General features: G+C 64.0%; 30 protein-coding genes. 16 read left to right on the top strand and 14 right to left on the bottom strand.

Annotation, left to right across the window (positions count from 1 at the left end; translation table 11 throughout):
- Nucleotides 1-8: 8 nt before the first annotated feature.
- Complete coding sequence (locus RHO23_RS21970; RefSeq protein WP_423488349.1) at nt 9-332, top strand: hypothetical protein; 324 nt, start codon at nt 9-11, stop codon at nt 330-332.
- On the opposite strand, the gene RHO23_RS21965 is transcribed toward RHO23_RS21970, so the two are convergent.
- Nucleotides 279-770, bottom strand: coding sequence for a MarR family winged helix-turn-helix transcriptional regulator (locus RHO23_RS21965; RefSeq protein WP_423488348.1), 492 nt, complete (start codon nt 768-770; stop codon nt 279-281). The genes RHO23_RS21970 and RHO23_RS21965 overlap by 54 nt on opposite strands.
- Before the next feature lie 115 nt (nt 771-885).
- Here RHO23_RS21965 and RHO23_RS21960 point away from each other — a divergent pair, with 115 nt between their 5' ends.
- Nucleotides 886-2,439: an MBL fold metallo-hydrolase gene (locus tag RHO23_RS21960; protein ID WP_064407534.1), complete on the top strand. Its 1,554-nt coding sequence runs from the start codon at nt 886-888 to the stop codon at nt 2,437-2,439.
- Here the strand turns inward: RHO23_RS21960 and RHO23_RS21955 are convergent.
- The 5 genes from RHO23_RS21955 to RHO23_RS21935 all read right to left on the bottom strand — a co-directional run bounded on the left by RHO23_RS21955 (nt 2,436) and on the right by RHO23_RS21935 (nt 6,053).
- Nucleotides 2,436-2,894, bottom strand: a complete 459-nt coding sequence (locus tag RHO23_RS21955; RefSeq protein WP_064407533.1) for a nitroreductase/quinone reductase family protein — start codon at nt 2,892-2,894, stop codon at nt 2,436-2,438. The two genes, RHO23_RS21960 and RHO23_RS21955, sit on opposite strands and share 4 nt — an antisense overlap.
- 48 nt (nt 2,895-2,942) lie before the next feature.
- On the bottom strand, nt 2,943-3,752 hold the full coding sequence (locus RHO23_RS21950) for a DUF5718 family protein (RefSeq protein ID WP_064410104.1): 810 nt from the start codon (nt 3,750-3,752) through the stop codon (nt 2,943-2,945).
- A gap of 5 nt (nt 3,753-3,757) precedes the next feature.
- Complete coding sequence (gene serS, locus RHO23_RS21945) at nt 3,758-5,014, bottom strand: serine--tRNA ligase (RefSeq protein ID WP_064407532.1); 1,257 nt, start codon at nt 5,012-5,014, stop codon at nt 3,758-3,760.
- 39 nt (nt 5,015-5,053) lie between these two features.
- Nucleotides 5,054-5,443 (bottom strand): GAF domain-containing protein, encoded by a 390-nt coding sequence (locus RHO23_RS21940; RefSeq protein WP_423488347.1) that lies wholly within the window; start codon nt 5,441-5,443, stop codon nt 5,054-5,056.
- Nucleotides 5,444-5,603: 160 nt separating this feature from the next.
- Entirely contained in the window at nt 5,604-6,053 is a 450-nt protein-coding gene (locus tag RHO23_RS21935; RefSeq protein ID WP_423489277.1) for an ankyrin repeat domain-containing protein, read from the bottom strand.
- Nucleotides 6,054-6,138: 85 nt separating this feature from the next.
- On the opposite strand from RHO23_RS21935, the gene RHO23_RS21930 reads away from it, so the two are divergent.
- The 5 genes from RHO23_RS21930 (at nt 6,139) to RHO23_RS21910 (ending at nt 10,493) form a co-directional block, all read left to right on the top strand.
- Nucleotides 6,139-7,821 carry a septum formation family protein gene (locus tag RHO23_RS21930; protein ID WP_423488346.1) on the top strand — a complete coding sequence of 561 codons (1,683 nt, stop codon included), beginning with the start codon at nt 6,139-6,141 and terminating at the stop codon, nt 7,819-7,821.
- Nucleotides 7,822-7,845: 24 nt separating this feature from the next.
- Nucleotides 7,846-8,196 carry a metallopeptidase family protein gene (locus tag RHO23_RS21925; protein WP_057965371.1) on the top strand — a complete coding sequence of 117 codons (351 nt, stop codon included), beginning with the start codon at nt 7,846-7,848 and terminating at the stop codon, nt 8,194-8,196.
- Between the two features lie 141 nt (nt 8,197-8,337).
- Nucleotides 8,338-8,709: a PE family protein gene (locus tag RHO23_RS21920; protein ID WP_057965372.1), complete on the top strand. Its 372-nt coding sequence runs from the start codon at nt 8,338-8,340 to the stop codon at nt 8,707-8,709.
- Between the two features lie 3 nt (nt 8,710-8,712).
- Nucleotides 8,713-9,753, top strand: a complete 1,041-nt coding sequence (locus RHO23_RS21915) for a PPE domain-containing protein (RefSeq protein WP_423488345.1) — start codon at nt 8,713-8,715, stop codon at nt 9,751-9,753.
- The gene (locus tag RHO23_RS21910) at nt 9,750-10,493 is read left to right on the top strand and encodes an ESX secretion-associated protein EspG (protein ID WP_030096141.1); all 744 of its coding nucleotides are present in this window, start codon (nt 9,750-9,752) and stop codon (nt 10,491-10,493) included. The genes RHO23_RS21915 and RHO23_RS21910 overlap by 4 nt, the downstream gene beginning before the upstream one ends.
- Before the next feature lie 14 nt (nt 10,494-10,507).
- Here RHO23_RS21910 and RHO23_RS21905 read toward each other — a convergent pair whose 3' ends face one another.
- Nucleotides 10,508-11,206: an MspA family porin gene (locus RHO23_RS21905; RefSeq protein ID WP_030096142.1), complete on the bottom strand. Its 699-nt coding sequence runs from the start codon at nt 11,204-11,206 to the stop codon at nt 10,508-10,510.
- A 60-nt stretch (nt 11,207-11,266) separates the two neighbouring features.
- On the bottom strand, nt 11,267-11,947 hold the full coding sequence (locus tag RHO23_RS21900; RefSeq protein WP_030096143.1) for an MspA family porin: 681 nt from the start codon (nt 11,945-11,947) through the stop codon (nt 11,267-11,269).
- Nucleotides 11,948-12,265: 318 nt separating this feature from the next.
- Between RHO23_RS21900 and RHO23_RS21895 the strand changes: the two genes are divergently transcribed.
- From RHO23_RS21895 to RHO23_RS21870, 6 genes are all read left to right on the top strand, one after another.
- Nucleotides 12,266-12,898, top strand: a complete 633-nt coding sequence (locus RHO23_RS21895) for a TetR/AcrR family transcriptional regulator (protein ID WP_064410101.1) — start codon at nt 12,266-12,268, stop codon at nt 12,896-12,898.
- A 189-nt stretch (nt 12,899-13,087) separates the two neighbouring features.
- Nucleotides 13,088-13,960: an SDR family NAD(P)-dependent oxidoreductase gene (locus RHO23_RS21890; protein ID WP_064410100.1), complete on the top strand. Its 873-nt coding sequence runs from the start codon at nt 13,088-13,090 to the stop codon at nt 13,958-13,960.
- Nucleotides 13,957-14,817, top strand: coding sequence for an SDR family NAD(P)-dependent oxidoreductase (locus tag RHO23_RS21885; RefSeq protein ID WP_423488344.1), 861 nt, complete (start codon nt 13,957-13,959; stop codon nt 14,815-14,817). The genes RHO23_RS21890 and RHO23_RS21885 overlap by 4 nt, the downstream gene beginning before the upstream one ends.
- Complete coding sequence (locus tag RHO23_RS21880; protein ID WP_423488343.1) at nt 14,814-16,349, top strand: flavin-containing monooxygenase; 1,536 nt, start codon at nt 14,814-14,816, stop codon at nt 16,347-16,349. Before RHO23_RS21885 ends, RHO23_RS21880 begins: the two co-directional genes overlap by 4 nt.
- Nucleotides 16,346-17,380: an alpha/beta hydrolase gene (locus RHO23_RS21875; RefSeq protein WP_423488342.1), complete on the top strand. Its 1,035-nt coding sequence runs from the start codon at nt 16,346-16,348 to the stop codon at nt 17,378-17,380. The genes RHO23_RS21880 and RHO23_RS21875 overlap by 4 nt, the downstream gene beginning before the upstream one ends.
- Complete coding sequence (locus tag RHO23_RS21870) at nt 17,377-18,936, top strand: flavin-containing monooxygenase (RefSeq protein WP_423488341.1); 1,560 nt, start codon at nt 17,377-17,379, stop codon at nt 18,934-18,936. Before RHO23_RS21875 ends, RHO23_RS21870 begins: the two co-directional genes overlap by 4 nt.
- Here the strand turns inward: RHO23_RS21870 and RHO23_RS21865 are convergent.
- The 3 genes from RHO23_RS21865 to RHO23_RS21855 form a co-directional block, all read right to left on the bottom strand.
- Nucleotides 18,887-19,513: a TetR/AcrR family transcriptional regulator gene (locus RHO23_RS21865; RefSeq protein ID WP_070917064.1), complete on the bottom strand. Its 627-nt coding sequence runs from the start codon at nt 19,511-19,513 to the stop codon at nt 18,887-18,889. The genes RHO23_RS21870 and RHO23_RS21865 overlap by 50 nt on opposite strands.
- Before the next feature lie 129 nt (nt 19,514-19,642).
- Nucleotides 19,643-20,200 (bottom strand): peroxiredoxin-like family protein, encoded by a 558-nt coding sequence (locus RHO23_RS21860; protein ID WP_423488340.1) that lies wholly within the window; start codon nt 20,198-20,200, stop codon nt 19,643-19,645.
- Entirely contained in the window at nt 20,197-21,300 is a 1,104-nt protein-coding gene (locus RHO23_RS21855) for an oxygenase MpaB family protein (protein WP_423488339.1), read from the bottom strand. The genes RHO23_RS21860 and RHO23_RS21855 overlap by 4 nt, the downstream gene beginning before the upstream one ends.
- Before the next feature lie 155 nt (nt 21,301-21,455).
- Between RHO23_RS21855 and RHO23_RS21850 the strand changes: the two genes are divergently transcribed.
- Nucleotides 21,456-21,683 carry a hypothetical protein gene (locus tag RHO23_RS21850; protein WP_075908321.1) on the top strand — a complete coding sequence of 76 codons (228 nt, stop codon included), beginning with the start codon at nt 21,456-21,458 and terminating at the stop codon, nt 21,681-21,683.
- On the opposite strand, the gene RHO23_RS21845 is transcribed toward RHO23_RS21850, so the two are convergent.
- Both RHO23_RS21845 and pheA read right to left on the bottom strand, forming a co-directional pair.
- The gene (locus RHO23_RS21845; protein ID WP_030096153.1) at nt 21,680-22,366 is read right to left on the bottom strand and encodes a histidine phosphatase family protein; all 687 of its coding nucleotides are present in this window, start codon (nt 22,364-22,366) and stop codon (nt 21,680-21,682) included. The genes RHO23_RS21850 and RHO23_RS21845 overlap by 4 nt on opposite strands.
- Nucleotides 22,363-23,289: a prephenate dehydratase gene (gene pheA, locus RHO23_RS21840; RefSeq protein WP_064407522.1), complete on the bottom strand. Its 927-nt coding sequence runs from the start codon at nt 23,287-23,289 to the stop codon at nt 22,363-22,365. The genes RHO23_RS21845 and pheA overlap by 4 nt, the downstream gene beginning before the upstream one ends.
- Nucleotides 23,290-23,433: 144 nt before the next feature.
- On the opposite strand from pheA, the gene RHO23_RS21835 reads away from it, so the two are divergent.
- Nucleotides 23,434-24,219, top strand: a complete 786-nt coding sequence (locus tag RHO23_RS21835) for a DUF2470 domain-containing protein (RefSeq protein ID WP_030096155.1) — start codon at nt 23,434-23,436, stop codon at nt 24,217-24,219.
- Here the strand turns inward: RHO23_RS21835 and RHO23_RS21830 are convergent.
- Complete coding sequence (locus tag RHO23_RS21830; RefSeq protein ID WP_064407520.1) at nt 24,216-24,905, bottom strand: alpha/beta fold hydrolase; 690 nt, start codon at nt 24,903-24,905, stop codon at nt 24,216-24,218. The two genes, RHO23_RS21835 and RHO23_RS21830, sit on opposite strands and share 4 nt — an antisense overlap.
- A gap of 22 nt (nt 24,906-24,927) precedes the next feature.
- Here RHO23_RS21830 and RHO23_RS21825 point away from each other — a divergent pair, with 22 nt between their 5' ends.
- The gene (locus tag RHO23_RS21825) at nt 24,928-25,689 is read left to right on the top strand and encodes a CPBP family intramembrane glutamic endopeptidase (RefSeq protein ID WP_070917070.1); all 762 of its coding nucleotides are present in this window, start codon (nt 24,928-24,930) and stop codon (nt 25,687-25,689) included.
- Nucleotides 25,690-25,900 lie beyond the last annotated feature (211 nt).

Raw genomic sequence — 25,900 nt, 5'->3', positions numbered from 1 at the left:
CATGCGGTGTGCCGTCGTCGGCTCGGTGGCCGCGATCGGGCTGCTGCCCCATCGCCGCTGCGCTGACCGCCGTGGTCTATCGGTTTCCGGCATTCATGGTCGGCTACGTCAGCGGTCTCAGCGCGGTCTGGCCCGCGATGTTCAGTGCCATCTTGTACCTGGTGTTCGGGGGGTTCGCCGTCATGGGCGGTCTGGGTGCTGCCGCAGGAATCGCAGTAGAAAGACTGCGCCGCGAACGAGCCATCACGTACACAATCGGCGCTTCGTTCGTCATCGCCCTACTGGGGGCGTTCTCGCTGGCCCTGCTGGAGTACCTCGTCGGGCCCTGGTGAGCGGCCGGCCTGCGCCGCCATCCGGCGCGTGAGCCCTTCGAGAATCCTGGCGGCCTCGGCGAGGGTGCGCTGCTCATCTGGCGGCAAGGTGCTCAACCACGGATCCAGCACACTCTGCCGCTCGGCGCGCATGGCAACCAAGGCATCGCGTCCGGCCGTGGTCAGCTTGATCCGCTGTGCCCGCTTGTCCGTGGGGTCGACGCGCCGCTCGACGTACCCGACGTCCTGCAACCGCTTCAACTGCACGGTCATCGTCGGCTGGCTGCAGTGGTCGGCCTGCGCCAAATCGGAGATCCGTGCGTCCTCCATCTCGCCGACGAGTGCCAGCAGCCGTGCCTGGCCGGTGGGCACGGGCAACTCTGCCTGGCTGGACACCCAGCGGTTGAGCCGCGCGATCACGGTAAGGACGTCGGCGGTGAGGCCATCGGTGGTGGACACCAGATCGATTTTACGTAGCATCTCTATGCAAGGGGATTTCGATGGACAAATAGCGGACCTACGCTCCCGTCCGCGGCTTTGGCTCCCGTAATCGCAGCTCGATAGGCTGGGGGTCATGCGAGTCACCAGTGTCGGCCACGCCGGATTCTTTATCGAGACGGCTGCGGGCAGCATCCTCTGCGACCCCTGGGTCAACCCTGCGTACTTCGCCTCCTGGTTTCCCTACCCCGACAACAGCACCCTGGACTGGGACCGGCTGGGGAACTGCGACTACCTCTACGTCTCGCATCTACACAAGGACCACTACGACCCGCAGAACCTGACCGACCATGTCAACAAGGACGCGGTGGTGCTGCTGCCCGACTATCCGGTGCCGGATCTGAAGCGCGAACTGGAGGGGCTGGGGTTCCACACCTTCGTGGAGACGGAGGACTCCGTCAAGCATCGGGTCAGCGGCCCCAAGGGTGACTTGGACGTCATGATCATCGCGCTGCGCGCTCCGGCCGACGGACCCATCGGCGACTCCGGCCTCGTGGTATCCGACGGCACCACAACGGCTTTCAACATGAATGACGCCCGCCCCGTCGATCTTGACGTGTTGGCCGAACAGTTCGGGCACATCGACGTGCACATGCTGCAGTACTCGGGCGCCATCTGGTACCCAATGGTCTACGACATGCCTGCCCGCGCCAAGGAAGCCTTCGGCACCCAGAAACGGCAGCGCCAAATGGATCGGTGCCGTCAATACATCGCGCAGGTAGGAGCCACCTGGGTCATCCCGTCCGCAGGGCCACCGTGTTTCCTGGACGCCGAGCTGCGTGACCTGAACGACGACCACGGTGACCCGGCGAACATTTTCCCTGATCAACTGGTGTTCCTGGACCAGATGCGCCAGCACGGCCACGACAAGGGCCTACTGATGATTCCCGGCACGGTCGCCGATTTCACTGCCTCCGAATTGAATTCGCTGACGCACCCTGTCCCCGACGAGGAGGCCGAGGCAATTTTCGGCACCGGCAAGGCCGCCTACATCGAGGACTATGCGCAGCGGATGGCTCCGGTGCTTGCCGCCGAGAAGGCCGCCTGGGCACCCGCCGCCGGCGAGCCACTGCTGGAGCCATTGCGTGCCAAATTCGAGCCGATCATGGCGCAGACCGATCAGATCTGCGATGGCATCGGCTATCCGGTGGAGCTGCGTCTCGGTAGCGAAACCGTCGTCCTGGATTTTCCGAAACGGATTGTCCGCGAGCCTATTCCCAACGAGAAGTACCGCTACGGCTTCGGGATCGCACCGGAGCTGGTGCGCACGGTGCTGCGCGATGACGAGCCGGACTGGGTGAACACCATCTTCTTGTCGACCCGCTTCACCGCGTGGCGCGTGGGTGGCTACAACGAGTACCTGTACACGTTCTTCAAATGCCTCACCAATGAGCGCATCGCGTATGCGGACGGCTGGTTCGCCGAGGCCCACGACGACAGCGCATCCATCACACTGGACGGCTGGGAGATCCAGCGACGCTGCCCGCACCTCAAGGCCGATCTGTCGAAATTCGGTGTGGTAGAAGGAAACAAGCTCACCTGCAACCTGCACGGCTGGGACTGGAACCTGGAGACCGGCCGCTGCCTGACCTCCAAGGGGCATGAGCTGCGCTCCAGAAAGCTCGGCTAGACCGGTACCAACTCGAACATCGGGATCACTCGCTCGATGCGCGCCTGGTAATCACCGAAGAATGCGTATCTGGCCACCAGCACCGGGAAGAGTTCCTCGCGCTCTCCGGAATTCAGCTCGCGCACAACGGCGTCGTAGCTGTCCGGAACCACCTCGACGGTCACGGTGGGATGAGTGCGCACATTGAAAATCCACGATGGCGGCTTCTGCTGTCCGCCGTTGGATCCCACAATGAACCTGCGACCCTCGTGCTCGAAGTAACCCAGCGGGGTCAACCGTTCGATTCCCGTCCTCGCGCCGATGATCGTCAGGATGAGAACCTGCATCTCGTCATCGGGCACGCCGGGCAGCTTGCCGCCGTTCTCGCGGAGCAGCCTGATCATCCGGCTATTGTGCTTCTGCACACCGTTCTCAGAAAGCTCCCGGTAAGTATCCGAGGTCACGCCTTCGGTCATGTCTCGACGCTAGCGCGAACTCGGGGCCGCACACCCTGTCCGTCCCGCCTAGTGGACGCTACGAACCCGCTGCCGTAGCTCCGACGCCTCGCCGGACGCGGTGCTGTACACACGGACCACGGCCTCATCCCCCGCCTGTAGATACGTGGATTCACCTAGCGGCGTGTACCTAGTCGCCCCAATACCGATCAGCACATGTGCGGGATGCCCGGCGGCCACCATGAGCGCGCCCACATCCTCCAACGGCGTATCGGCGGAACCCTTTTGGTTATCCAGGCGCTCGGTGATCCAGTCCAGCAGCACCTCGCCGTAGTAGGAGTACCCCAGCAGCGGGCTGTCCACGCCGTACTCATGCTCCTGCCCGTCCGAGGTGTGCAGGTGACAGTTCAGTCGCAGGGTGGCCGTTGGGCCGTCGGGGGTGAGGTCGCTGACCTCAAAGAACTGTTGCGCAACGCCTTTGGACGCTGAACCCCAGTTCTTCTTGTAACTGATTTTGGGAGCGTTGGGACGCCGGATCGAGCAGTCGTTGAAGGCACCCAGCGCGAACGGCTCCAACGACGCGACAACATCGCCGCGCCAATGCACGCGGCAGGCCAGGCCCACTTCGGGTTCGATCTGCAGGTTCAGTGGAGTGTCGCTGTCGGGCAGCACCGTCTCATCGTGCGAGAGGGGGAACTGGCCCAGGAACCCGTCGTCACCGGGTACGTACCACGGAAATATCCCCTTGGGTGCCACACCGTTTGAGGCGACATTCACGAAATCAGCTGATTCCCCGGCCTGTTCGAGGTGTCCGGCGAAGTTCCCGGCGACTCCGAAACCGAACCAGCTACGCAGCTCGTCCAGCTCGATGTCGAACATCTTGCTCATTTGGGCTCCAGCACTTCGGTTCCGACGAACGGCACCAGGGCCGCCGGTACCCGAACACTGCCGTCGGGTAGCTGGTGGTTCTCCAGGATTGCCACTAACCACCGGGTGGTGGCCAATGTGCCGTTGAGCGTCGCGGCGGTCTGGGGCTTACCGTTCTCGTCGCGGTAACGCACCGCCAGCCGACGCGCCTGGAAGGTGGTGCAGTTGGAGGTGGAGGTCAGCTCTCGGTAGGCCTGCTGCGTCGGCACCCACGCCTCGCAGTCGAACTTGCGGGCGGCCGATGAACCCAAATCACCTGCGGCAACGTCGATAACGCGGTACGGCACGTCGATGTGGGCCAGCATCTGCCGTTCCCAGCCCAGGATCTTGGTGTGTTCAGCCTCGGCGTCCTCGGGCTTGCAGTAGACGAAAGCCTCCACCTTGTCGAACTGGTGCACCCGGATGATGCCGCGAGTGTCCTTGCCATAGCTACCAGCCTCACGCCGGAAACAGCTGGACCATCCGGCGTACCGCAGCGGCCCCTCATTCAGGTCGAGTATCTCGCCGGAGTGATACCCGGCGATCGGCACCTCCGAGGTGCCCACCAGATACAGGTCGTCCTCCTCGAGGTGATACACCTCGTCGGCGTGGGCGCCTAAAAAGCCTGTACCGCCCATGATTTCGGGCTTCACCAGCACGGGCGGAATCAGCAGGGTAAAGCCGTTGGCCACTGCGGTCTGCACGGCCAGCTGCAGCAGACCGAGTTGCAACAGCGCTCCGTAACCGGTGAGAAAGTAGAACCGGGCGCCGGAGACCTTTGCGCCGCGTTCCATGTCGAACAGGCCCAGCGATTCACCCAATTCCACGTGGTCCCTGGGGTTTTCGATGGCAGTCGGCTCCCCCACGAGGTCGCGTACCACGAAGTCTTGCTCACCCCCGGCCGGTACGCCGTCGATCACTACATTGCTGATCGCCTTGTGCGCCTCGGTGAACGCGGCCTCGGCGACTACCTGCTCGGCCTCGGCGGCCTTGACCTGTGTGGCAAGTTCAGAGGCCGCTGCCAAGAGCGCGGGGCGCTCCTCGGGCGTCGCCTGGCCCACCTTCTTGCTTGCCGTCTTCTGCTCGGCACGCAGCGTGTCACCGGTCGACACCGCGGCCCGCCGTGCCGTATCGGCGTCGAGCAGCACGTCAACGAGCGCCGGGTCCTCGCCTCGCAGACGCTGCGAGGCACGCACCGCGTCGGGGTTTTCGCGCAGAAATTTCAGGTCGATCACCCGCTGAACACTACTGGGGCTAGTTTCCGCACCTGCGCTTCAGCCCAGCGCTGAGCCATCGGCTCGGACAATCGTCTCGACCTGGGCACGCAACCCCACCAGCTCGTCGCGCTCCGCGGGCGAGTACTCGCGCGCCACCTCGTCGAGCACACACACCGTCCCGACGACCTCACCGGCCGCGTTGTGAACGGGAAGCCCCAAATAGTTGGTGAGGCCGAACTCGATTTCGTCCTCGTTGCCCGCGAAAAGCTCGTCGACACGCGAGTCACGCACGAAAACCTCGTCACCGGAGTCCACTACCCGCTCGCAGTACAGAGGGACCCTGTTCTGGTCGTCGCCCGCTTTCTTGCCAACGGATCCCACCGTGTAGTGCTCGGCCGCCTCGCCGGCCGTGGCGGCGACAGCCATCGCACCAGGTTCAGAACGCATGACCAGCACCGATCGAACACCTAATAGGCGCGCGATCTCATCGAGCCGCGGTGCCAGGGCAGCGAGTTGGGGGGGTGGTCTCGGCAGATGCCACGCAGCAACGCTCGCCTACAGCCGCGACCACGGCGAGGGTTGCATTCACCGTGAATCGACATGCGGCCTACACGCCGAACAGACTCAGATACTCGTCCTTGCCGAACATCCGCGCCGCATCGAGCGCGGACGGGGTCCCGGCGGTGGGATCTGCACCCGCCTTGACCAGGATCTCGACGATGTCGTCGGAGCCCTTGAAGACTGCGCCGGCCAGCGGCGTCTGGCCCTTGTCATTGGCACGATTGACGTCCGCACCGCGCGCGATCAGCGACCGAACCGTGGACGCATTCCCGTGATAGGCAGCCAGCATGACCAGAGTGTCACCTGCCTGGTTCGTCAGGTCTACCGGCGCCCCGGAGTCCAGGTAGGCGGCCAGGGTGGACGCGTTGCCCTCCCGGGCCATATCGAACAGTTCGTGGGCCAGCGCGGCGACCTGCTCGGCAACGCGGGCCTGATGCTCGGCTTCCTCCGCGGGAGAGTCCCCGGCATCGCCGGCGTCATCACGGTCAGGTTCCATCGTTGTCACAGAGTTCAATCTAGCTGCGCATGCGGACAGCATCGCTGGGCTAACCCGCACCGCCACCTGTAACAATGGCTGCAGTATGAGCGACGAAGCCGAACCCACGAAGGTCGAGCGGGACGAGTCCGCCCCGGACGAATCCCCTAACGACGAGGTGGGCACCGAGACATCCGCAGACTCCGAAGCCGAGTCCACGGCTGCTGCCGTGCCACCCGCGGAGGCCGAGCAGGCCCCAGAGACCCCGGCCACCTCGGACTCCGACGACACCGAATCGGTGGCCCCCGACGAAGCTCCGCAGACGGAAGTCCTGGACTACCCCGAGAACGCGCCTGGGGACGACGTCGCAGACGAGCCCGCGGCCGTCGACGAGGGCGACTCCCCATCGGACAAACCGCACTGGTGGGAGGGGTTGAAAGAGGGACTCAAGGAACGGTCCACACATCGTGCCCTGCTGCTCGTCACCTTCGGCGGATTGTTCATCGCCGGTCTCACCCAGGCACTGCCGGACGGCTGGACCTCGGCGGACCGCTTGGTCAACAGGATCGACTCCAACCCGGTGCCGAGCACCGGCGCGCCGGGCAACAGCACCTTCAACTCGGCGAAGGCCGGCGACTGCCTCAGCTGGTCGGCGCCCACCTCGATGGCCGATGTCCGCACCGTTGACTGCGGGAGCGATCACCGCTTCGAGGTCGCTGAGTCCATTGACCTGCGCACCTTCCCCGGCACCGAGTACGGGCCGGATTCACAGCCACCCAGCATGGTGCGCATCCAGGAGATCAGTCAGGAACAGTGCCAGGTCGCCATCAACCGTTACCTGGGAGATCGCTACGACCCGAACAGCCGATTCACCATGGGCATGCTGTATCCCGACAAGAAGGGCTGGTCCGAAGCGGGTGAACGGCGCGTGCTCTGTGGTCTGCAGCTCCCCGGTTCCGACAACCAGCAACAGCTGTTCCGCGGCAAGGTGGCCGAGCAGGACCAGTCCAAGGTCTGGCCGGTAGGGACCTGCGTCGGTATCGACTCCACGACGAACCTGCCCACCGAGCTGCCGGTCGACTGCGACAGAGCTCATGCCATGGAGATCACCGGAACGGTGAGCCTGGCAGAGCAGTTCCCGGGTGCGGTGCCGCCAGAGCCTGACCAGGACGCGTTCATCAAGGACAACTGCAACCGTCTGACCAATGAGTACATGGGCAATCCCGACGGATTCCGCGCCACCACGCTGACGCTGTCGTACAACACCATCACCCTGCCGAGCTGGACGGCCGGCAGCCGTCAGGTCAGCTGCAACATCGGGTCCACCCTCGGTAACGGTGCCTGGTCGACTCTGGTCAACAGCGCCAAGAGTGGGCAGCTGCTCATCAACGGGCAGCCGCCGGTGCCGCCGCCGGACATCCCGGCGGACCGGCTGAACTTGCCGCCGATCCCGCTGTCCACCACTCCTGCGCCTACCCAGCAGCCGACTCAGCAACCCACCTACACGCAGCAGCCGACGTATACGCAGCAGCCAACCCGCACCCAACAACCGACTCAGCAGACGACACAGCAGCCGACTCGGACCTCTGCGCCGCCGACGTCTTCGGTAGCGCCGAATCCCAGCAACCCTCCGGGCAACACGATCGTGACCACGCTGCCTCCTGGTGCGGGTCCGCCTCCGCCGCCCGCGGGCCCGCCGATGGACGGACCGCCCATGGAGGGGCCGCCGATGGAGGGGCAGCCACCGGGCCAGGCGCCTCCGGGCGCTCCCCCACCCGGACCGGCCTAGCTCTATGCGAGCCCTCAACGCCTGATGGCCGTCCAGATGAGCGAACAACGGTTCGAGGAACTTGTTTCCGACGCCTTGGACGCTGTGCCGCCGAAGCTCGCCGCCGCACTCGACAACGTGGTGGTGTTGGTCCAGGACCGCAATCCGGAGGACCCCGAGCTACTCGGGCTGTACGAGGGAATCGCACTGACCGAGCGCGACAGCTTCTACGCCGGCGCGCTGCCGGACACCATCACGATCTACCGCGAGCCGCTGCTCGAGATGTGTTCCAGCGAACATGAGGTAGTGGACGAGGTGACAATCACCGTGATCCACGAGATCGCTCATCATTTCGGTATCGACGATGAGCGGCTACACCAGCTGGGCTGGGGCTGACGAGACGTCTGAGGTTTGTCGAAAAAAATCTAAAAATCTTGGAGAATGACGGAACCGAACAGAGGGATCCGCCGTCCATCTTATGAAGGGCAAAACTGCCTTTAAGACCACGTTAGACGAGTGGGGGAAAGGGGACAGAAGATGGCTGACGTACCAGCGCCGGCCCAGCGTGAGGAGATCCGTTGGGACCTGGCCAACCAGCCGGGAACTGTTCTGCAGGTCGATCCGGATGTCATGAAGGATGCCGCTGTCGAGTACGACGCGATGGCGCAGCGACTACAGGAAGCTCTCGACAAACAACTCGAGGCCACGAAGTTCGGTTCGGCCGGTCGCGATGAGGTGTCCACCGCGGTGGCCAATGCCTCCGCGAAGACCCACGAGAACTTCGAGAAGGTCGCCAAGGACGGCATCGAGCAGCTCAAGCGCATTGCCGAGGCGTTCCGGCGCAACTCGCAGGCGTTCGTCGATCTCGAACGACACAACGCCGCCCGTATCAATGGCGTGGGGGAATAAGTCATGACCGGATTCACTGGCGTCAACTGGGTGGCCCGCAAGGCCAAGAAGCTGGCCCTGGACCTGGCCACGGGTGCCGGACCGACGCATGTCGTCGACAGTGCCCTGGCCTGGCAGGAGATCAGTGCCGTGTTCGCCGAGGTGCACGAGAACAGCCTGGGTGTCGGCGAGAAGCTGATGGAGGGGTACCGCGGCCCCCGCGCCGAGGAGGCGCTGACCAAGATCACCCCGTTCACCGAGTGGCTGGACAAGATGGCCGGACTGACCCAGGAGGTCAGCGACACCGCCAACACGTACGCCGAGTCGTACGGCACGGCGGTTCTGGACATGCCGCACATCAACGACTTGGCTCAGCTTGAGAAGGCCAAGGCCGAGGCGTTGTCCGCGGGTGGGGCACTCTTCGGGCTGCACGCCACCACCGAGGGCATGGAGCAGGGCCTGGATCTGCAGGCGGCCAAAGCGATGGAGACCTACGAGTCGGCCAGCGAGCCCGCAGCCAAGGTCGTGGAGTTCCCGCCGGCCCCCGAGGTCATCAAGTACCCCGAAGAGAAGTCGGAAGCCAACAGCGGCAACACCGGCGTCAGCGCTGCCGGTTTCGGTATGTCCGAGATGGGCCCGAGCCCGCTGAGCCCCGACTCGGTGCCGGGTGTGCAGAGCGCCCGCGCGGCAGCCATCTCGATGACCGCCAATGCGGCCTCCGCCGGCGGCTCCGGTATCGGTATGGGCGGAATGGGTGCGCCGATGGCCGGCATGATGGCCGGCGGTGCGCTGGCCGCGAGTGCAGGCAAGGGCATCAAGGTGGGGAACGCCGGCACCAAAAAGGATGAGGACGAGGACGACAAGGACCTCACCGCCATCGGTGCCACTGGCGTCTTCATGGGCGACGAGAGCAAGCCTGTCGAGTTGCCGGACATCCTGACCACCAAGCCGGCCAGCGACAAGGTCGCCGACTTCGAAAACGTCGACGCCTCAGCGCTGTTCGAGCGCGGTGGCTCCAAGGGCGCGGTCGCGCCGCCGGTCCTCGGTGCGAGCGCGGAGCTGTGACCGTCCGCCTGGACTTCGACGAACTGGAACTGACCCGCGAGATCACCGGCAACGACCTCTTGCCGGTGGTGCTGGCCGCTGGTCCGCGCCACGAAGACGAAGCCGAACATCGAGACGCTCTGGAGGGCGCGCGCGCCCGGCTGAAGGAACGCAACCTGCTCAAGGGCGAGGACCTTCACCCGACTCTGCGGGACATGCTGACTTCGGCCAGCAAGGCCACCGGTCAGGTAGCGGTACGCCGCTGGGCCGGATCGCAGATGCTGCGCCTGTGCCTGGTGGAGCACGGCGAAGCGTACGTGCTGCTGGTCAACGATGGCGAGGGTGTGGCCATGCGTTCGGTCACCGGGTCGCTCGGCGCCGAACTGTGGCGGTACCTGGGTGACGCCACACCACTGAAGTTCGGGTCGATCAACGCGCCCGCCGAGCAGCTGGCGCTGGCCCTTAACGCCGAACCCGCCGAAATGGCCCGGCGCCTCATCGCGCTCGGCGCCACCAAAGCCGACGCGGTAGCCGTGGCCAAGGCAATGGCTCGCCGCGGCGCGATGACCGAGATCACCGCGATTCGTCGCGTAGACGGTGTCACCGATCGCGCGCCCGGCGGAGTTGCCGTGTACGACACAGCATTTGGCCGGATTATGGCCACGCCGAGCACCTCCGCTGACGGCGCGCTGTGGGCAACTCTTACGCCCGCCACCCCACAGCGGATGTCCCACGCGCTCAAGAGCCTTGGGCTCGAATAAAACTGCGGTACCGCTCAGACCGTCTTAGTGACGCCGTAGTAGGCGATGATGTCTTCGGTTCCCGAGGTCGTGCTGGTGAGCACCGCATAGGACCGCAGGAACGACTGCCCGATACATCCGTCGATCTTGATGTGAACGTCCTTGAGTGTGATGCGCGACTGCGTGCCCTTGAACTTCTTCTTGGTGACCGAAACATTGATGACCTCGCCGGGTTTGGGCCTCACCTCGATGTTTCCCACGAGGGGCATACTGATGTTGCCAAGCCCGGACTGCCCGATCGACGAGGACAGGCCGATGCTTCCCGTCAGGCGAACTCCACTCAAGGCGATACCGCAGCCAATCTGGTATCCGGCCTCGACGGTCCCGCCTTTCAGTTTGGTGCTGCCACCACCTTTCACGGTGGCGATGAACGTGCCGCCGGCCAGGTATTCACGCGAGGAGGTCGCCGTGGTGAGCGGGGGAATGGGCAGCTGGGTCTCTTCCTCTGCCGCGAGTGCCAGCACCCAGCCATCCGGCGTTGTGACAGTCGCCGGTGGTTCGGAAGCGACGACACCGTTGTCCAGCGGCGGGCCAGGCTCACCTTCAGCGGGCCGCGGCGGGTTCTCCATCCCGGCGGGTAAGGGAAGCGGGGAGGGACCGGGCTCAGCCGACGCCAACGGTGTCCCTCCCGTGAGTACACACGCTGTTGCCACAGCGGCAAGAGTCTTAAACATGGTCATGACGCCTCTCAGAGCTGAATATGATTGAGCGAGTTGAGATCTGGATAATCAGGGTTAGACGGCCTTGGTCACACCCATGTAGGTGACCACGTCCTGCGTGTCCTCGGTCGAGCTGGTCAAGATCGCATAGGAGCGGATGAAGGACTGGCCCACGCAGCTGTCGATCTTGATGCGGAATGCCGTAATGGTGACGCGCGCGCTATCCCCCTCGAACGCCATCTTGGTGACCGGGATGATGGTGGCGGTGCCCGGCTTGAGGGTGGGGCGGACCTGCCCAAAGACGTTACCTCCGATGCTGGGCACACCCGCGGGACTGATCTGCGGTGTGATACCGCCACCGAACCTCAAGTCGACCTCGGCAGCGCTTATGCCACAACCGATTTGGTATCCAGCTTCAAGGATCCCATCGGTCAGTTTCGTGGTGCCGGACCCCTGGATGGCACCAAGGAACGTTCCACTGACCACGTACTCGCGTGAAGATAGGGCTGTGGTCAATGGCGCGACGGGCAATTGGGCCTCGTCCTTGGCTGCGATGGCCAGCACCCAACCCTCTCGCGTGCGTAGGGTGCCGGGCTCTGCCGAGGCCACGGCACCGTTGTCTGCGGCTGGGGCGGGTGCGGAATCGGCCGCAATCCGATCCGGCAATGGTTCACCGCCCAGCGGATCAGCCAGAGCCACCGGAGCGGTCGCGCCGAGCACGCCCACGATGGTCAGGACGACAAGACTTTTCAGCATGATGGCGGCGGTGCCTCTCTCAGTTGTCCAACACGATCCGTTCCGGAAAGCCCGGGACTAGTACCCCATACCCCTTTTGGGTATGGATGATTTTTAAGTTGAGCTCATTTACGGCAAGTGAACGGATCGGGAACGGGATTTGTATGTTGAGCGTCTGCTCCATGCGCACACCCCGGCTCGGGCCTCAGGCGCAGTGCGCGGCAGAAGCCTCCGTCCGGCACACTGGACTCCCCAATCGGGATAATGGCAAAATATGAACTCGGCCGACCCGCATTGGGCGGATTAGACGAATATCGCGCAGGATTCAAGGAGGTGGCGATGTCCGGGCAGCGACAACGGATCAGCCGCGCCGAATCTCAGCAACGTACCCGCGAAGATCTCCTTGATGCGGCCGAGGAATTGTTCCTCGCCAACGGACTGGGCGGCACTACCGTCACCAAGATCGCCGATGCCGCCGGCCGGACCGTCGGGGCGATCTACTCGAACTTCTCCAGCAAGGAGAACCTCTGCGCCGAGGTACTGCTGCGCTGCTACATGAGGACCTTCTCCGAGGTCGCAGGCAAGCTCCTTCAGTCCGCCTCGTCCGTCGAGGACCAGGTCGCTCAGCTCGCGCAATGGTCCGCGGCGCTCAGCGGCGATGAGGGCCTGGTAGCGCTGGCCGCCGAGTATGCGCTGGCCATTCACAAGGATCAAACGCAGCTCGCGGTCTCGCAGGGCCATATCGCCATGGGGCGCAGTCTGCTGGGTGCGGTGCTTTCGAACGCCCTTCCCGACACCGTGCCCGATGACGAACGCGACGCCGCGCTTACCGCGATCCTCGCGACCGCGACGGGATTGGCACTGGGCCGCACGCTGGGCACCATCGACAACCAGCAGTACGTCGCGCTGCTGACCCGCACGCTGCAGCTGTGGATTGCCGACCTGCGGCTCTCTTCGAACGCCTCCAGCTAATTCATCGAGCGAGCTCGCGAACTGATACGCGAGCAATCCGATGTCATGGAGTCCTTGCCGTTCTCCCTGTCGTAGGGCATTGCGCCTTCATTCAGATAATCCTATTATCTGAATGAAGTGCTCGACGAGGAGAGGTCCACACATGATGAAAGCGCCGTTCTGGTTCACACAGTCCTGGGGATGCCACCCATGCCCGTAGCCGTCGTGACCGGCGCGGGCAGCGGCATCGGACGCGCGACTGCCGAGCGCTTCGGTCGTAAAGGTTGGACCGTCGTGGTATCCGATATCAACGAGACGACCGGCGCTGAGACGGTTGACCGCATCGTGGGCGATGGCGGTAACGCCGTCTTCCGCCGACTGGATGTCGCCGATCTGGCGGATTGGGAGCTATTCACCGATTGGGTATGCGAGCACCACGGCCTGCCGGACCTGCTCGTGAACAACGCGGGAATCCTCATTGCCGGTGGTTTCCTGGAGCAGACCGGCGCGGACTGGCGGCGGATGATCTCGATCAACATGATGAGCCCGCTGGTTGGGTCGCGATTGTTTGTGCAGCGCATGGTCGATGCCGGCGCAAGAGGTCATATCGCCAACATCTGCTCGGTTGGGGCGTTCCTGCCGACGTCCTTGGCGCCGTCGTATGTCGTGGCGAAGCAAGGGGCTTGGTTCGGCACACAGGCACTACGCGCCGAGTTCGGGCGTCAGGGCATCGGTGTCAGCGCGATCTGTCCCGGCTTGATCGACACAAATCTGTCCGCGAACGGCACTCGCAGCGGTGTCGATAACCCAACGGGCACAACGTGGACGAACAAACTCAGCCGTGGTCAGCACTTTCTCGGACGCTCCCCCGATCATGTCGCTGCTGCGATCGAGCGAGGCATGCGGTGGAATCTGTCCACCGTGCCGGTCGGTCTGGAAGCCTGGCTCGGCTGGTACTTGTACCGGCTCTCTCCCGGCCTGTCCCGCGGGCTCATGAGCCTGGGACGGATGTCGCTGGCCGAACGTGTCGTGGACCTGGGCGCGCGCACACTGAACACCTTGGGGATCGGAGCAGATCGATGAAGACCGCAATCGTGACCGGGGCCGGGTCGGGCATTGGGCGAGAAACCGCCCGCCTCTTCGCTTCCCAGGGAGATCGGGTAATCCTGGCTGATATCGACATCGATGCCGCCGAGTCCGCCGCAGGTGAGATCGTCACCGCCGGCGGCACCGCCATCGCGTATCAATTGGATGTCGCGGACGAGGAACAGTGGGAGGCCTTCGGTAAGTGGGTCGATGCCGAATTCGGCGCGCCACACCTACTCGTCAACAACGCCGGAATCATGGACTGGGGCGGCTTCGTCGAGATGACCGCACAGGAATGGCAGCGCACCATGGACATCGACTTGATGAGCGTCATCTACGGCTCACGCGTATTCGCTCAACAGATGATCGATGCCGGGGTACACGGTCAGATCATCAACATCTCCTCGGGTGCGGCCTTCCTGCCGCACAAGATGATTGCCGCGTACGGAACCGCCAAGGCAGCCGTGCTGATGGCCTCCCAGGCGCTACGCGTCGAACTACGTCGCCACCGCATCGGCGTCACCGCGATATGCCCGGGTGTCATCAACACGAATCTGATCGCCAATGGTCATCGCGCAGGCATCAGCGCGACCGATCAAGAGCAGTGGTACGCACGCGCCGGCAAGATCCAGTCGATCAGTTACGCAGGCCCGGACAAGGTGGCGCGCGTCATCGAGCGATCGGTGCGACACAACTGGGCCGTCGTTCCCGTAAACCCCGAATCGTGGTTCATCTACGGCCTCTACCGCCTGTCACCGAGTCTCAGCCGGGTCGTCACCGGTATCGGCTCGTTCGAACTGGCCGACGGCCTGATGTCTCGGCTGCAGCCCCTCCTGAATCGAGTCGGACAATGAGCGCACCAGCACCGGAATTCGATGTCGCGATCATCGGTGCCGGGCCCGGCGGCATCGCAGCCGGAGTCAAACTACTGCAGGCCGGTATCGGCAACATCGTGCTGCTGGAACGGGCCGATGACGTGGGCGGTAGCTGGCATGAGAACCACTATCCGGGCCTGGGGGTGGATGTTCCGTCCTTCGCCTACCAGTACTCCTTCGCACGAAACTCTCAGTGGAGCAGGCTTTTTCCCAAGGGCGACGAGGTCAAGCAGTATCACGTCGATGTGGCCAAACGCTTCGGTGTCCACGAACGTGTCCGCTTCAACACCAACGTCGAACGGGAAGAGTGGGACGACGCCGGATTCTGGAACCTGCTCACCAGCGACGGTTCGGTCATCACCGCACGCTTCGTGATCAGCGCCGTCGGCGCCTTCGTCCGCCCCAAGGCCGATGTCGGCATCGCCGGAGCGGACTCGTTCGGTGGCAAGGTGCAACGGCCTACAGACTGGGACCACTCGTACGATATGGCGGGAAGACGTGTCGGCATCATCGGCACCGGAGCCAGTGCGGTGCAGATCATTCCGACGATCGCGCCGCAGGTGTCGCATCTCAGCGTCTTTCAGCGCACACCGGTGTGGTCACTGCCCAAGCCGGACCTTGAAATCGGTCCCATCTTGCGCCCCCTTTACGCGGCGCCCGGCGTGCAGCCCGCACTCAATGGCGCCGTCCTGGTACTTGCCGACCTACTACTACGCACCCTGAGCAGAGCGCCGTTCCGATGGTCACGGCCCGCGATGGACAGGTTCGATGCGGCATGCATTGCCGCATACCGGCGTTACATCCGTTGGGTGGTAAAGGATCCGTCCACGGCCGAAAAACTGGCTCCCAACTTCGGCCCGCTTGCCAAGCGCCCGACCATATCCAACGGGTATCTGCAGGCGTACAACCGTGACAACGTCTCACTGATCACCGAGCCGATCGAGAGAATTACCGCAGCCGGCGTCCAGACACGCGATGGCGCCGAACACCAATTCGATGTACTGGTGTTGGCCACGGGATACGAAGTGTTCTCCGATCCGGAGACCTATCTTCCCGGCGCCATTCTGGGAAGCAACGGCTTCGATTTGGCGAAATACTATGCCGAGCAGGGATTGCAGGCCTACGAAAGTGTTGCGGTGCACGGTCTGCCAAATCGATGGACGTTGTGCGGACCGTACTCGTGGACCGGCTCGGGTTGGCATGCCTTCATGGAGATGACCTCGGATCACGCCGTACGTGCGATCACCGAGACCATCCGGCGCGGTGCGATTCGCTGTGAAGTACGCAAGGAGATCGCCGACACCTACCATCAGACGGTGCGGCGACGGTCCGAGGCGATCCGGTACTACCTCGCGGAGCTGAACGGACATATTCCGACCTACTACCGGAACTCGCAGGGCGACAGCACGTACCTGCGGCCCGCAGGTTTCTTCGAGGCACGCCGCAGCACACGCAGGTTCCCACTCGACGACTACATCTACGAGAAGCAGCCCGCGGGGGTGCTCGCATGAACGACTCGGTACCGATTGCCGCAACGGGCGGCACCGTCAGCGTCGAGATGACGGGGAGTGGATCAGCCCTACAAAGGTTTTCCCACGCGGTGGCGCGCGTGCTGCTGCGAGCACCGCTGGAGCTTCTTGCCAAACTCGTCCTGCGATTTCCCGCGTTGAGGACGCGCGGATTCCGGGCTGTCAACTTCGTCGAGATGGCCGCATACCCGTTGCGGCCGAGTAGGGGTACTGCACGCCGTATTGTGACGTTTCCTCGCTTCCGCGCGGAATGGCTCTGGCATAAGGATCTTTCCGATCCCGAGAATCCGGCGGAGGGCGCGGTGCTGTACTTCCACGGCGGTGCCTTCATTCTGGGCGGCCTCCACAGTCACCGGCGCATGACGGCACGCCTTGCGCGGGCAGCGGGAACGCGACTACTCGCGGTCGACTATCGCCAGCTCCCGTTGGCGCACATCGCCGAATCTGTCGCCGATGCCATGACCGCTTACCGGTATCTGCTCGACCAGGGATACACCGCCGACAAGATTGTGTTCGCGGGTGATTCAGCCGGAGGTGGACTGGCCTTCAGCGCGGCGCTCGCCGCGCGAGATCTCGGATTACCTGTACCCGGCGGCATCGCCGCCATCTCCCCCTGGGCGGACCTCGATTGTTCGGCCAAGAAGGCTCATCCGAACGAGTCCCGTGACGCGATGCTGTCCGGTCTCATTCTCTCCGTTCCGGGCGAACTGGGCATGGCCCCCGACGGGGTGTTGGACCCCGCCTGGTCATCGGTGAACCACGATTTCACCGGCCTACCAAAGGTTTTCATTCAAGTGGGATCACTCGAGGTGCTGCTGGTCGATGTCGAGCAATTGGCCCGCCGCTGCGCCGAGGCCAACGTGCCGTGCACGGTTCAGATCTGGGACCACGCCGTGCACGATTTTCAGATAGCGGCGGATCTGCTGCCTGATGCTCGGGCAGCCGTTGCAGACATGGCGTACTTCATCGGCCAGATCACCAACCCGACCATCTCCAAGGCAGGCACATCGTGAGCACACCCGCCCTCCCCCAACACGAGGTCCTCGTCGTAGGCGCCGGATTCGGCGGTATCGCCGCGGGCGTCAAGCTACGCAAGGCGGGGATCGACGATTTCGTCATCGTCGACAAGCATCCGTCCGTGGGCGGAACGTGGTTTATCAACAAGTATCCCGGTGTGGCGGTGGACATTCCATCCTTCATCTACAGCTACTCCTTTGCGCAAACCGGGAACTGGAGCCGGCTGTTCGCGCCGGGGGAAGAGCTGCAGCAGTACGCCGAGGACGTAGTCGATCAACACGGCTTGCGCGACAAGCTGCGGCTGAGCACCACGGTGCTCGGCAGCCGGTTCGACGAGGCCACCGACATCTGGCATGTGCAGACCGACCGAGGCGAAATCACGGCACGTCACGTGATCGTCGGGATCGGGGGGCTCGAGGTGCCGAACCTGCCGAACATCCCGGGTATCGACACCTTCGCCGGCAAGCTCCAGCACACCACGGCGTGGGACCACGACTACGACCTCACCGGCAAGCAGGTGGCCGTGATCGGAACCGGCGCCACCGCACTGCAGTTGGTACCAGCGATCGCTGATCAGGTCAGTCACCTGACGGTGTTCCAGCGCACCGCGATCTGGGTCGCGCCCAAGCTCGACTTCAAGACCGGCCCCCTCACCCGATTCATCTTCGGCAATCGCCTGCTGCGCGCGCCCCTGCGCGGCGCCGGCATGGTGCTCGTCGAGTTGGGGCTCGGCGGCGCGCTGCTAGGCGGACAGCTGCTGGGGGAACGCTTGTACAAGGCGGTGCTGCAGAGCGTTGGTCTGGCCCTGCGGGGATGGATGTGGACGCAGCTCCCCGGAGAACCCGAACTACGCAAGAAGCTCACCCCTACCTATGCCTTCGGTTGCAAACGGCCCTCGATGCATAACGAGTGGTTTTCGACGTTCACCAAGCCGAATGTCGACCTGGTGACCGAGCCCATCGAACGCATCACGGAGGACTCCGTCGTCACCGCTGACGGTGTCGAGCACAAGATCGATGTGCTGGTCTGTGCCACCGGATTCAAGGTCATGGAAAAAGGCGCGACCCCGCCCTTCCCCTGCCTGGGACGCGAGGGCGTCGACCTGAACACCTGGTGGGATGAGAATCGCTATCAGGCCTACCAAGGGGTGACCATTCCGGGTTGGCCCAACGCCTACATGCTGATCGGCCCGTGGGCGTACTCGCCCGGATCATACCTAGTGCTACTGGAATCAACTGTGGCCCATGCTGTTCGAGCGATAAAGGAGTCCCGGCGGCGTGGAGCCACCCGGTGCGAGGTTCGCCGGGAGCCTCACGACAAGTACTGGCAACAGATGCTGTCGCGTGCCGCCAAGAGTCATCTGCCCACACCGCTGTGTGCCGGCTCGAACACCTACTACATCAACTATCAGGGTGATGCTGCCGCGTACCGCCCCTCCACCAATACCGAGATGCGCCTGCAGAACCGGTATTTCCCATTCACCGACTACGAGTTCACCAGCGTTAGTGAGAAGAACTCAGTCGATCTCGCCACGTCTCGAGGGTCTGCATGAACACGCTGGTCGACTGATCGAGACCGACCAGGCCCATGGTGTGGTTGACCACCAAACCCATACCCGTCGCGATGATCGCCGCCACCGCGTCGTCGAGGAGGGCGCCCTCGTCTACGTCGATGCCTTCGCTCTGAAGCTGTCCCAGAAGTACCGCTTTCACCCCGTCCTGCAGACCCGACACCGTCTCCCGGATGAGCTCTGATTGTTCGGGACTGTGCCGGGCAGCCAGGAGATACTCAGTGGTGAGGCCGATCCAATCGGTCTCACCACTGAGAACTCGCCACTTCGCCTCGACGACCTCAAGTTTGGCCGACGTCCCCTCGGAGGCCATCACCGCCAGCGCGACCTGCGTCAGCCATCCTTCGTAGTGAATACGCAGGAGTTGCTGACACAACGCGTCTTTGCTCTCGAAGTTGCTGTAGATCGACCCCTGGGTGCGTCCTGCCTCGGCCGCTATCTGCGCGACCGTCGTCGCGTGAAATCCCCGTTGCAGAAAGACCGTCTCGGCGGCGGTGAGCACGAGCTCGCGGGTCTGCGCCTGGAGCTCCTCGCGTGTCAGCGCCCTCGGCATCGACACCCCGCTCGCTAGTCCGCGCGCCCCATCGTGCGCCTTTCGATTCCCGACCGTAACCAGGTGGCTCGCAGTATATCCAGCCACCGCAATCGGCTCGGAGATCGCTGCTCGGGGCATGGGCTACAGCGGCGGTCAGGTCGCGACAGGATTTCGCGCGGACGCGGCGACGAGCGCCTTGGCTATGGCGCCCGCCGGTGCGACGTCGCAGGCGCGGTGCGCCCGGAAATCCCAGGTGACTTCACGACCTCCCGCGGTCGCGACGAAGACACCACCCAGCTGATACGGGTCGCCCGTTCGTTGGTACGGATATACACCCTCACGCATGAGCTCGAGCCACGGTCCGAGGTTCGAGAGCCCGATCGTTCCTCTTCGGTACCGCCAGAGCCCCATCGTCCGGTACAGCGTCTGGTCATGCGTCGTCAGCACCAAGAACCGGGTCTGGCTGCGCTTACGAAAGGTGAAGCCCTGGATAGAGGTGCCCAATCCGATGAAGACGACTTTCGCTCCCGCAGCCACGATCTCATCGTGGTAGCGGTTGAGCGATTGGGCCTGCCGAAGTGCGAAGGCACTGCCGAACTGGCGCAGGAAGACGAAAGCCACTGGGCCCTCGGCCCACAGCTCCTGAAACTCATGCAGGTGGTGACGATCATCGAGTAGCCGCTCATTGGCCATGATGTCGATACGTGTCATACCAGTGCCTCTACCGACCGCGCCGCCGCGACGGCATGCATCGGGCATGCACTGGCCTCGAGTGTTCCCCCCTTGCCCTGCTGCAGTTTCAGGCCCACCTCATGATCGAAAGGCACCGGCCCGGTATCCGGTGCATGCCGGATCGCGTTGTGCATGTATCCCCACATCTCGTATCCGAACCAGGGAAGAATCAGCTTTTCGACAATCGGATTACGCAGTGCACGCACGGCACCCTTGATCGCGAACGTGCCAATGGCGGGCCGGATGCGCATGGTCTCCAGGTCACAGATCTCCCGGACGTACGGCGTGAGCAGTGGGATCGCCGCCCAGATCGCGAGTTTGATGCCCGCACTCATAATCGCGTTGGGATACAACGGCGTCCACGGATTGTGCAGCATGAAGTCGTACAGTTCCTGGGCCGGCCGGGTAACCGCCATGATGTTCTTCTCCGCGTCCTTCACCCAGGCCTCGACGGCCTCTGGCGTATCGGGAAGCTCGCCCGCCGGCATGCCCATCAACTCGCACACGCGCACCTGCTCCTTGTAGAACACGCACTCGTCCTCATACGTCGCGTTCGGGTCGCCAAACCTCTTGTAGGCACGCCAGAGGTGCGGCCACCCGACCACATACGTAAACTTCAGCGTCTCAATATGATTCGCACGATACGACTCGCCGGTCGATGGCACATCACCATTGACGTGCGAGTGCTTACGGAAAAGATCTCGCCCTACCTTGACCGCCGCGTCGGTGTCTCCCGCGACAGCACCGGCGAAAAACAACAGACTCCGGCGGATCCTGCCCACCGTGTCGTAGTAGTACGTCGTGTGCTGGCCGACGCCGTAAGCGCCATCGGGGTCGATGGTGGAGATGAACAACCCTGAGAGTGCACCCATCCCGGCGATCATGACGTTTTCGTAGACCTTGAAGCTGAGCGAGTCGAGCCCGAAGTAGCCGTCGTCCTGGCGCGGCGCCTCGGCGATCTGCAATGCCTTCTTGCCGTTCTTCCCGTGCAGCTTCAACAGGAAGTCGTACCGCCGGTCGCGCCTGCGACGCTCCTCAACAGTTCCCGCGTACCTCGGGTCGTCTCGCAGGCTGCCCATAGTCCAACTCCCTTGCATCGCAGTGTGACGTGCTTGGTTCCAACCAGTTGGAATAGTATCGATATTCAGATTGCATTGCAATATAAATATGGAAAAGAGCTCTTCCGCCCGCTCGGTTACGACGACTTGTCGGCATACGGTGCTACAACACCGGTATGAAGAAATCACCGGAGTGGCGCCACGCCATCAGCTGCGGTGTGGCATGCCGTGACTGCGTCCAGGACATCGATCACTGTCACGGCACTCTCATCGTGCATTCCACTCGCCACGCCGAGTGCACAGATCGCGATTGCGACGGACTCTATCTACTTCGACACAGCCTCGTTATCGATTGCATTGCCGCACAATGTGATTGCGAAGGCGAGATACAACTAGCCGGTTAGCCCATCGGGTCGGCCGACTGCGCCAGTTCCTCTGCGCTGGCAGCCTCCTGATGCGGGAATGGCGCCACCGCATCACCCCAGTGCACGCAGCTCCATCGCCCATCGGTAATCGGCGCCAGCACAACCGCTTCCGCATTACGCAGGTGATGGTTCACCGCGAAACCCGGATCCACTCCGGCGAGTGTGGCCGCCACCAGGCGAATCGCCGCGCCGTGGCTCACCACCACCACATCGCCGGTTGATGCGTCGTTTTCCAAGTGCCGCAACCGGAGTTCGGCGACAACGGGCAGGTACCTGTCGAACACGTCCTGCGCGGATTCGCCACCAGGCAAACGGGTGCCGAAGTCACCAAAATGCCAACGCTCATACGTGCGGTCGAAAACCTCAAACGATTCCACGCCGGTGTGGTCCTCCAACTCCCCGGCCTGTACCTCGTGCAAACCGTCGAGCTGAAGAGCTTCCACACCAAGATGTCCCGCGATCTCGGAGGCGGTCTGGACCGCGCGCAGCGCCACAGAATGCACCAGGACCGCTGGCGCCAGCTCTTCATACTGCTTGGCGAAAAGGCGCGCCTGTTGCAATCCGAGTTCGGTCAGCGCCGCACCGGGCGGTTTGGTGTCCAGTCGGCGCTCGACGTTTCCATAAGACTGTCCATGCCGGACCAGGACAAGGCGCCCACTCATCGCAGCCTCCCTTCCCGCGTTTCGGCCAGCCATCCCGACGCCTCGTCCAACACCGGTGGGTTGGCGCCGTCGGGTGCCGTCGTCTCTCGTGGCCACGATCCCAAATACCGCACATCCTCACAACGGCGATGCAGCCCCTTGAGTGCCTCCCCGACCGCGACATCGTCGATATGCCCGACACAGTCCAGGAAAAAGCGATACGTGCCCAGCCCGGTCCGGGTGGGGCGGGACTCGATACGGGTGAGATCGATGTCCCGGATCGCGAACTCGTTCATGGCGGCAGCGAGTGCACCGGGTACGTTCCCCAGCCCGAGCACCACGGAAGTGCGATCGGAGCCCGTGGCCGGTGGCGGTGGCCCGGGTTGACCCACCAGCACGAAACGGGTGTGCGCATGCGCTTCGTCCACGACACCGCTGGCCAGGGCACTCAGCCCCAGGCGCTGCGCGGCCCATTCTGTACACACTCCCGCATCGGCCCGCTGCGCCTTCACATCCTCGGCCGCCGCAGCGTTCGAGTTGGCGGCGACCAGCTCGGCGTTCGGCAAGTTGTCCGCCAGCCACTCGCGTACCTGAGCGACGGCGATCGGGAAACCGGCGACGGTCTTCACGTCCTGCGCGGAAGTGCCCGGCCGCACCGCGATGGTGAAGGACACCGGCAACACCGCCTCGGCGAAGATCTGCAGCGGAGCACCCACCGCCAGGGTGTCCAGCGTCGGTACCACCGGGCCTTCGAGCGAGCTCTCGATCGGAACGCACGCGTACGTCGCGTCACCCTTCTGGACCTGCACCAACGCATCGCGCGCGCTGGCCACCGACACCGGCTCCACCTCGGGTAGACCCGGTATCCGCCCCGTCGTCCGCAGCTTGATCAGTGCGGCCTCGGAAAACGTCCCCTCCGGCCCCAAATACGTGATGCGCTGCACACTCCAAACCTTAGGCGTTCCACCGCCCGGCGAACCCCCGACACAGTCGACAGCACAGGTGTCCCTTGCACTCTCCACGGTCCGTTGTTAACTTAGGCTTACCTCAGTTGGTTGACACGACAGGGTTCCAAGGAAAGGGTCGCCATGACCGCAGCACCGCCCACCACCGCAGAGCGCGTGCGCTCCGCATGCGCCCGCGCCGCAAGCTCCACTCTCGCCATTGCCGGAGCCGATGTGGTCGGAACCTCGCTGCACCACCTGTTCGACGACGGAACCTTCGCCGTTGCGGTCCCCGCCGACAGCGCGACCGCTGCGACCGTGGTTTCCGCGGGGCCGAACGGCATGCCGGCACTCCTGGAACTGACAGACCAGGCACCGCTACCGCTGCGCGAGCCGGTCAGATCCCTGGTCTGGGTGCGCGGCAACGTCGTGGCCGCCACCGATCGGGAGGCCCGCGGCATCGTCGACGTCATCGCCAGCCGCACACCCGATCCGGCACTCCTGGACATCCGCACCGATATGCGGCTACGTACGGAACCCGGCTCGATCCTGCTGTGCCTGACCGTGGAGTCCGTCGTTGTCGCCGATTCGACCGGCGCCGAATCGGTTGATGTCTCCGCGCTGCTCGGCGCGCGCCCCGATCCTTTCTGCGCACTCGAGGCCGGGTGGCTCTCACATATCGACAACGACCACCGCGATCTGGTCGAGCGGCTGGCGCGGCGGCTTCCGCTGAGCCTGCAGCACGGTGAGGTGCGGCTGCTCGGCATCGACCGCTACGGCATCCAACTGCGCGTGGAGGGCGAGGCCGGTGACCACGACGTCAGGCTGCCGTTCAACGAACCCGTCAACGACACTGCCGGACTGAGCCAAGCGCTGCGCATCCTGGCCGGCTGCCCCTTCCTCAACGGACTGCGCGCCCGAAAGATCTAACCCAGCAACAGCTCGCGCAACACCCCGGCGAACATCGCCGGAGCAGTTCGGTGCGCGAAATGGTCCTGTCCGACAAGCTCTTTGACTCGCACGCCGGGTACCCGCCGCGCCAGGTAGCCCACTGGCTCACGGAACTGCATCGGCGAGTTGGCCCCCTCCAGCAGCAGCATGGGGATGACCGCCCGGGTGTACTCATCGAGCACCTCCGCGCACTTTTCGAGCGCCTGAAACTCCCGCGACACCGTCACCGAACGCGCTCGGACAGCCTCGCTGCCTTCCCGATTCGCCACCGCCACGCTCTCCGACACCGGAAGCGGCGGCTCGTAAAGGACAACAGCCGCCACATCGAGTCCGCGACGTAACGCCTCCAAGACGACGACGGCGCCGAACGAATGGCCGAGTATCACCGCATCCGGCCCGGCCTCCGCGGCCACCGCGATGACGTCATCGGCCTCACGCGCCAGGCTGTGCTCTGCCGCGTCGGTACTCGCGCCGTGCCCACGCCGGTCGATGAGAAAACAGGTGAAGTCCCGCTGCAGCTCTGTGGCGACATCAGACCACGTCGCCCCCGAATCCATGGCTCCGTGCACCATGACGAGCGGTGGCCCCTCGCCGGACACAGTCAGGCTCAGCCGCACTCCATCGGGCGATGCCACATAGCGCAACGCGCTCACCACATCGGACACTCTTCTACCAATACCAGCCACAATGAGCGCCGTGGCCGAATCGGACATGTCAGCGCGCACAATCCGCATCGAGATGGGGATTGTGCTCGCCATCAGCTTCGGGATGAGCGCGGTGAGCGCCCTTCTGCAGTTCACATCTGCCGTCATCGCGGGGCTTTCCGGCCAGACCGTCGCCCTCAATCCCCGTCGCGCCGAGCTGAGCCTGATCGACCTCGGATTGAATCTCGTGTCGATCACCCGGTTGATCGCGTGGGGCGCACTCGCGGTGTATCTGCTGTGGCGCAGCGGATTCGGTCCGTCATCGATCGGGCTCGCCCGCTGGCGCTCGCGTACCGATGGCCTGGGGGCGCTCGGATTGGCGGCGCTCATCGGACTTCCTGGCCTGGCGTTGTACGTCGGCGCGCGCTGGATGGGCTTGAGCGTTCAGGTCATTCCCGCCTCACTCGACGACACCTGGTGGCGCATACCGGTGCTGGTGCTGTCCGCCTTCGCAAACGGCTGGGCCGAGGAAGTGGTGGTCGTGGCCTATCTGCAGACCCGACTGCGGCAGCTGGGCTACGGAACAGCGACCGCCATCGCGTTCTCGGCACTGCTGCGAGGTTGCTACCACCTGTATCAAGGCGTCTCGGCCGGTATCGGAAATCTGGTGATGGGCCTGGTCTTCGGATACGTCTGGCAGCGGACCGGACGACTATGGCCGCTGGTTGTCGCCCACGGCGTAATCGACACCGTGGCCTTCGTCGGGTTCGCGTTGCTCCGGGATCACCTGAGCTGGCTCCATTAGCCTCATCTCATGGGATGCGCACGATGACCGAGCCCACCATCCCCTTCCGTGGGCGGCGCCCCCATCGACGGGACGGGCGGGAGGACAGCGAGGTCATCCGGCGGTATCCGCAACAGCCGCCGCCTCCACCGGCCCGCACCCCACCGCGTCGACAGGGACCACCGCCGCCGCGCCGGGAGCACTCCCCACCGCCGCGTCCGACCTCACGTGA

Source organism: Mycobacteroides sp. PCS013 (assembly GCF_049532645.1).
Taxonomy (GTDB): Bacteria; Actinomycetota; Actinomycetes; order Mycobacteriales; family Mycobacteriaceae; genus Mycobacterium; species Mycobacterium gwanakae.
The sequence above is the reverse complement of the archived record's forward strand: the minus strand, read 5'-3'. Positions and strand labels throughout refer to the sequence as shown.

Coding starts and splice junctions, on each gene's coding strand:
- RHO23_RS21960 (WP_064407534.1), top strand. CDS start 886: ATGCGAGTCACCAGTGTCGGCCACGCCGGATTCTTTATCGAGACGGCT.
- RHO23_RS21955 (WP_064407533.1), bottom strand. CDS start 2,894: ATGACCGAAGGCGTGACCTCGGATACTTACCGGGAGCTTTCTGAGAAC.
- RHO23_RS21950 (WP_064410104.1), bottom strand. CDS start 3,752: ATGTTCGACATCGAGCTGGACGAGCTGCGTAGCTGGTTCGGTTTCGGA.
- RHO23_RS21940 (WP_423488347.1), bottom strand. CDS start 5,443: ATGCGTTCTGAACCTGGTGCGATGGCTGTCGCCGCCACGGCCGGCGAG.
- RHO23_RS21935 (WP_423489277.1), bottom strand. CDS start 6,053: ATGGAACCTGACCGTGATGACGCCGGCGATGCCGGGGACTCTCCCGCG.
- RHO23_RS21930 (WP_423488346.1), top strand. CDS start 6,139: ATGAGCGACGAAGCCGAACCCACGAAGGTCGAGCGGGACGAGTCCGCC.
- RHO23_RS21925 (WP_057965371.1), top strand. CDS start 7,846: ATGGCCGTCCAGATGAGCGAACAACGGTTCGAGGAACTTGTTTCCGAC.
- RHO23_RS21920 (WP_057965372.1), top strand. CDS start 8,338: ATGGCTGACGTACCAGCGCCGGCCCAGCGTGAGGAGATCCGTTGGGAC.
- RHO23_RS21915 (WP_423488345.1), top strand. CDS start 8,713: ATGACCGGATTCACTGGCGTCAACTGGGTGGCCCGCAAGGCCAAGAAG.
- RHO23_RS21905 (WP_030096142.1), bottom strand. CDS start 11,206: ATGTTTAAGACTCTTGCCGCTGTGGCAACAGCGTGTGTACTCACGGGA.
- RHO23_RS21900 (WP_030096143.1), bottom strand. CDS start 11,947: ATGCTGAAAAGTCTTGTCGTCCTGACCATCGTGGGCGTGCTCGGCGCG.
- RHO23_RS21895 (WP_064410101.1), top strand. CDS start 12,266: ATGTCCGGGCAGCGACAACGGATCAGCCGCGCCGAATCTCAGCAACGT.
- RHO23_RS21890 (WP_064410100.1), top strand. CDS start 13,088: ATGCCCGTAGCCGTCGTGACCGGCGCGGGCAGCGGCATCGGACGCGCG.
- RHO23_RS21885 (WP_423488344.1), top strand. CDS start 13,957: ATGAAGACCGCAATCGTGACCGGGGCCGGGTCGGGCATTGGGCGAGAA.
- RHO23_RS21880 (WP_423488343.1), top strand. CDS start 14,814: ATGAGCGCACCAGCACCGGAATTCGATGTCGCGATCATCGGTGCCGGG.
- RHO23_RS21875 (WP_423488342.1), top strand. CDS start 16,346: ATGAACGACTCGGTACCGATTGCCGCAACGGGCGGCACCGTCAGCGTC.
- RHO23_RS21860 (WP_423488340.1), bottom strand. CDS start 20,200: ATGACACGTATCGACATCATGGCCAATGAGCGGCTACTCGATGATCGT.
- RHO23_RS21855 (WP_423488339.1), bottom strand. CDS start 21,300: ATGGGCAGCCTGCGAGACGACCCGAGGTACGCGGGAACTGTTGAGGAG.
- RHO23_RS21850 (WP_075908321.1), top strand. CDS start 21,456: ATGAAGAAATCACCGGAGTGGCGCCACGCCATCAGCTGCGGTGTGGCA.
- RHO23_RS21845 (WP_030096153.1), bottom strand. CDS start 22,366: ATGAGTGGGCGCCTTGTCCTGGTCCGGCATGGACAGTCTTATGGAAAC.
- RHO23_RS21835 (WP_030096155.1), top strand. CDS start 23,434: ATGACCGCAGCACCGCCCACCACCGCAGAGCGCGTGCGCTCCGCATGC.
- RHO23_RS21825 (WP_070917070.1), top strand. CDS start 24,928: ATGAGCGCCGTGGCCGAATCGGACATGTCAGCGCGCACAATCCGCATC.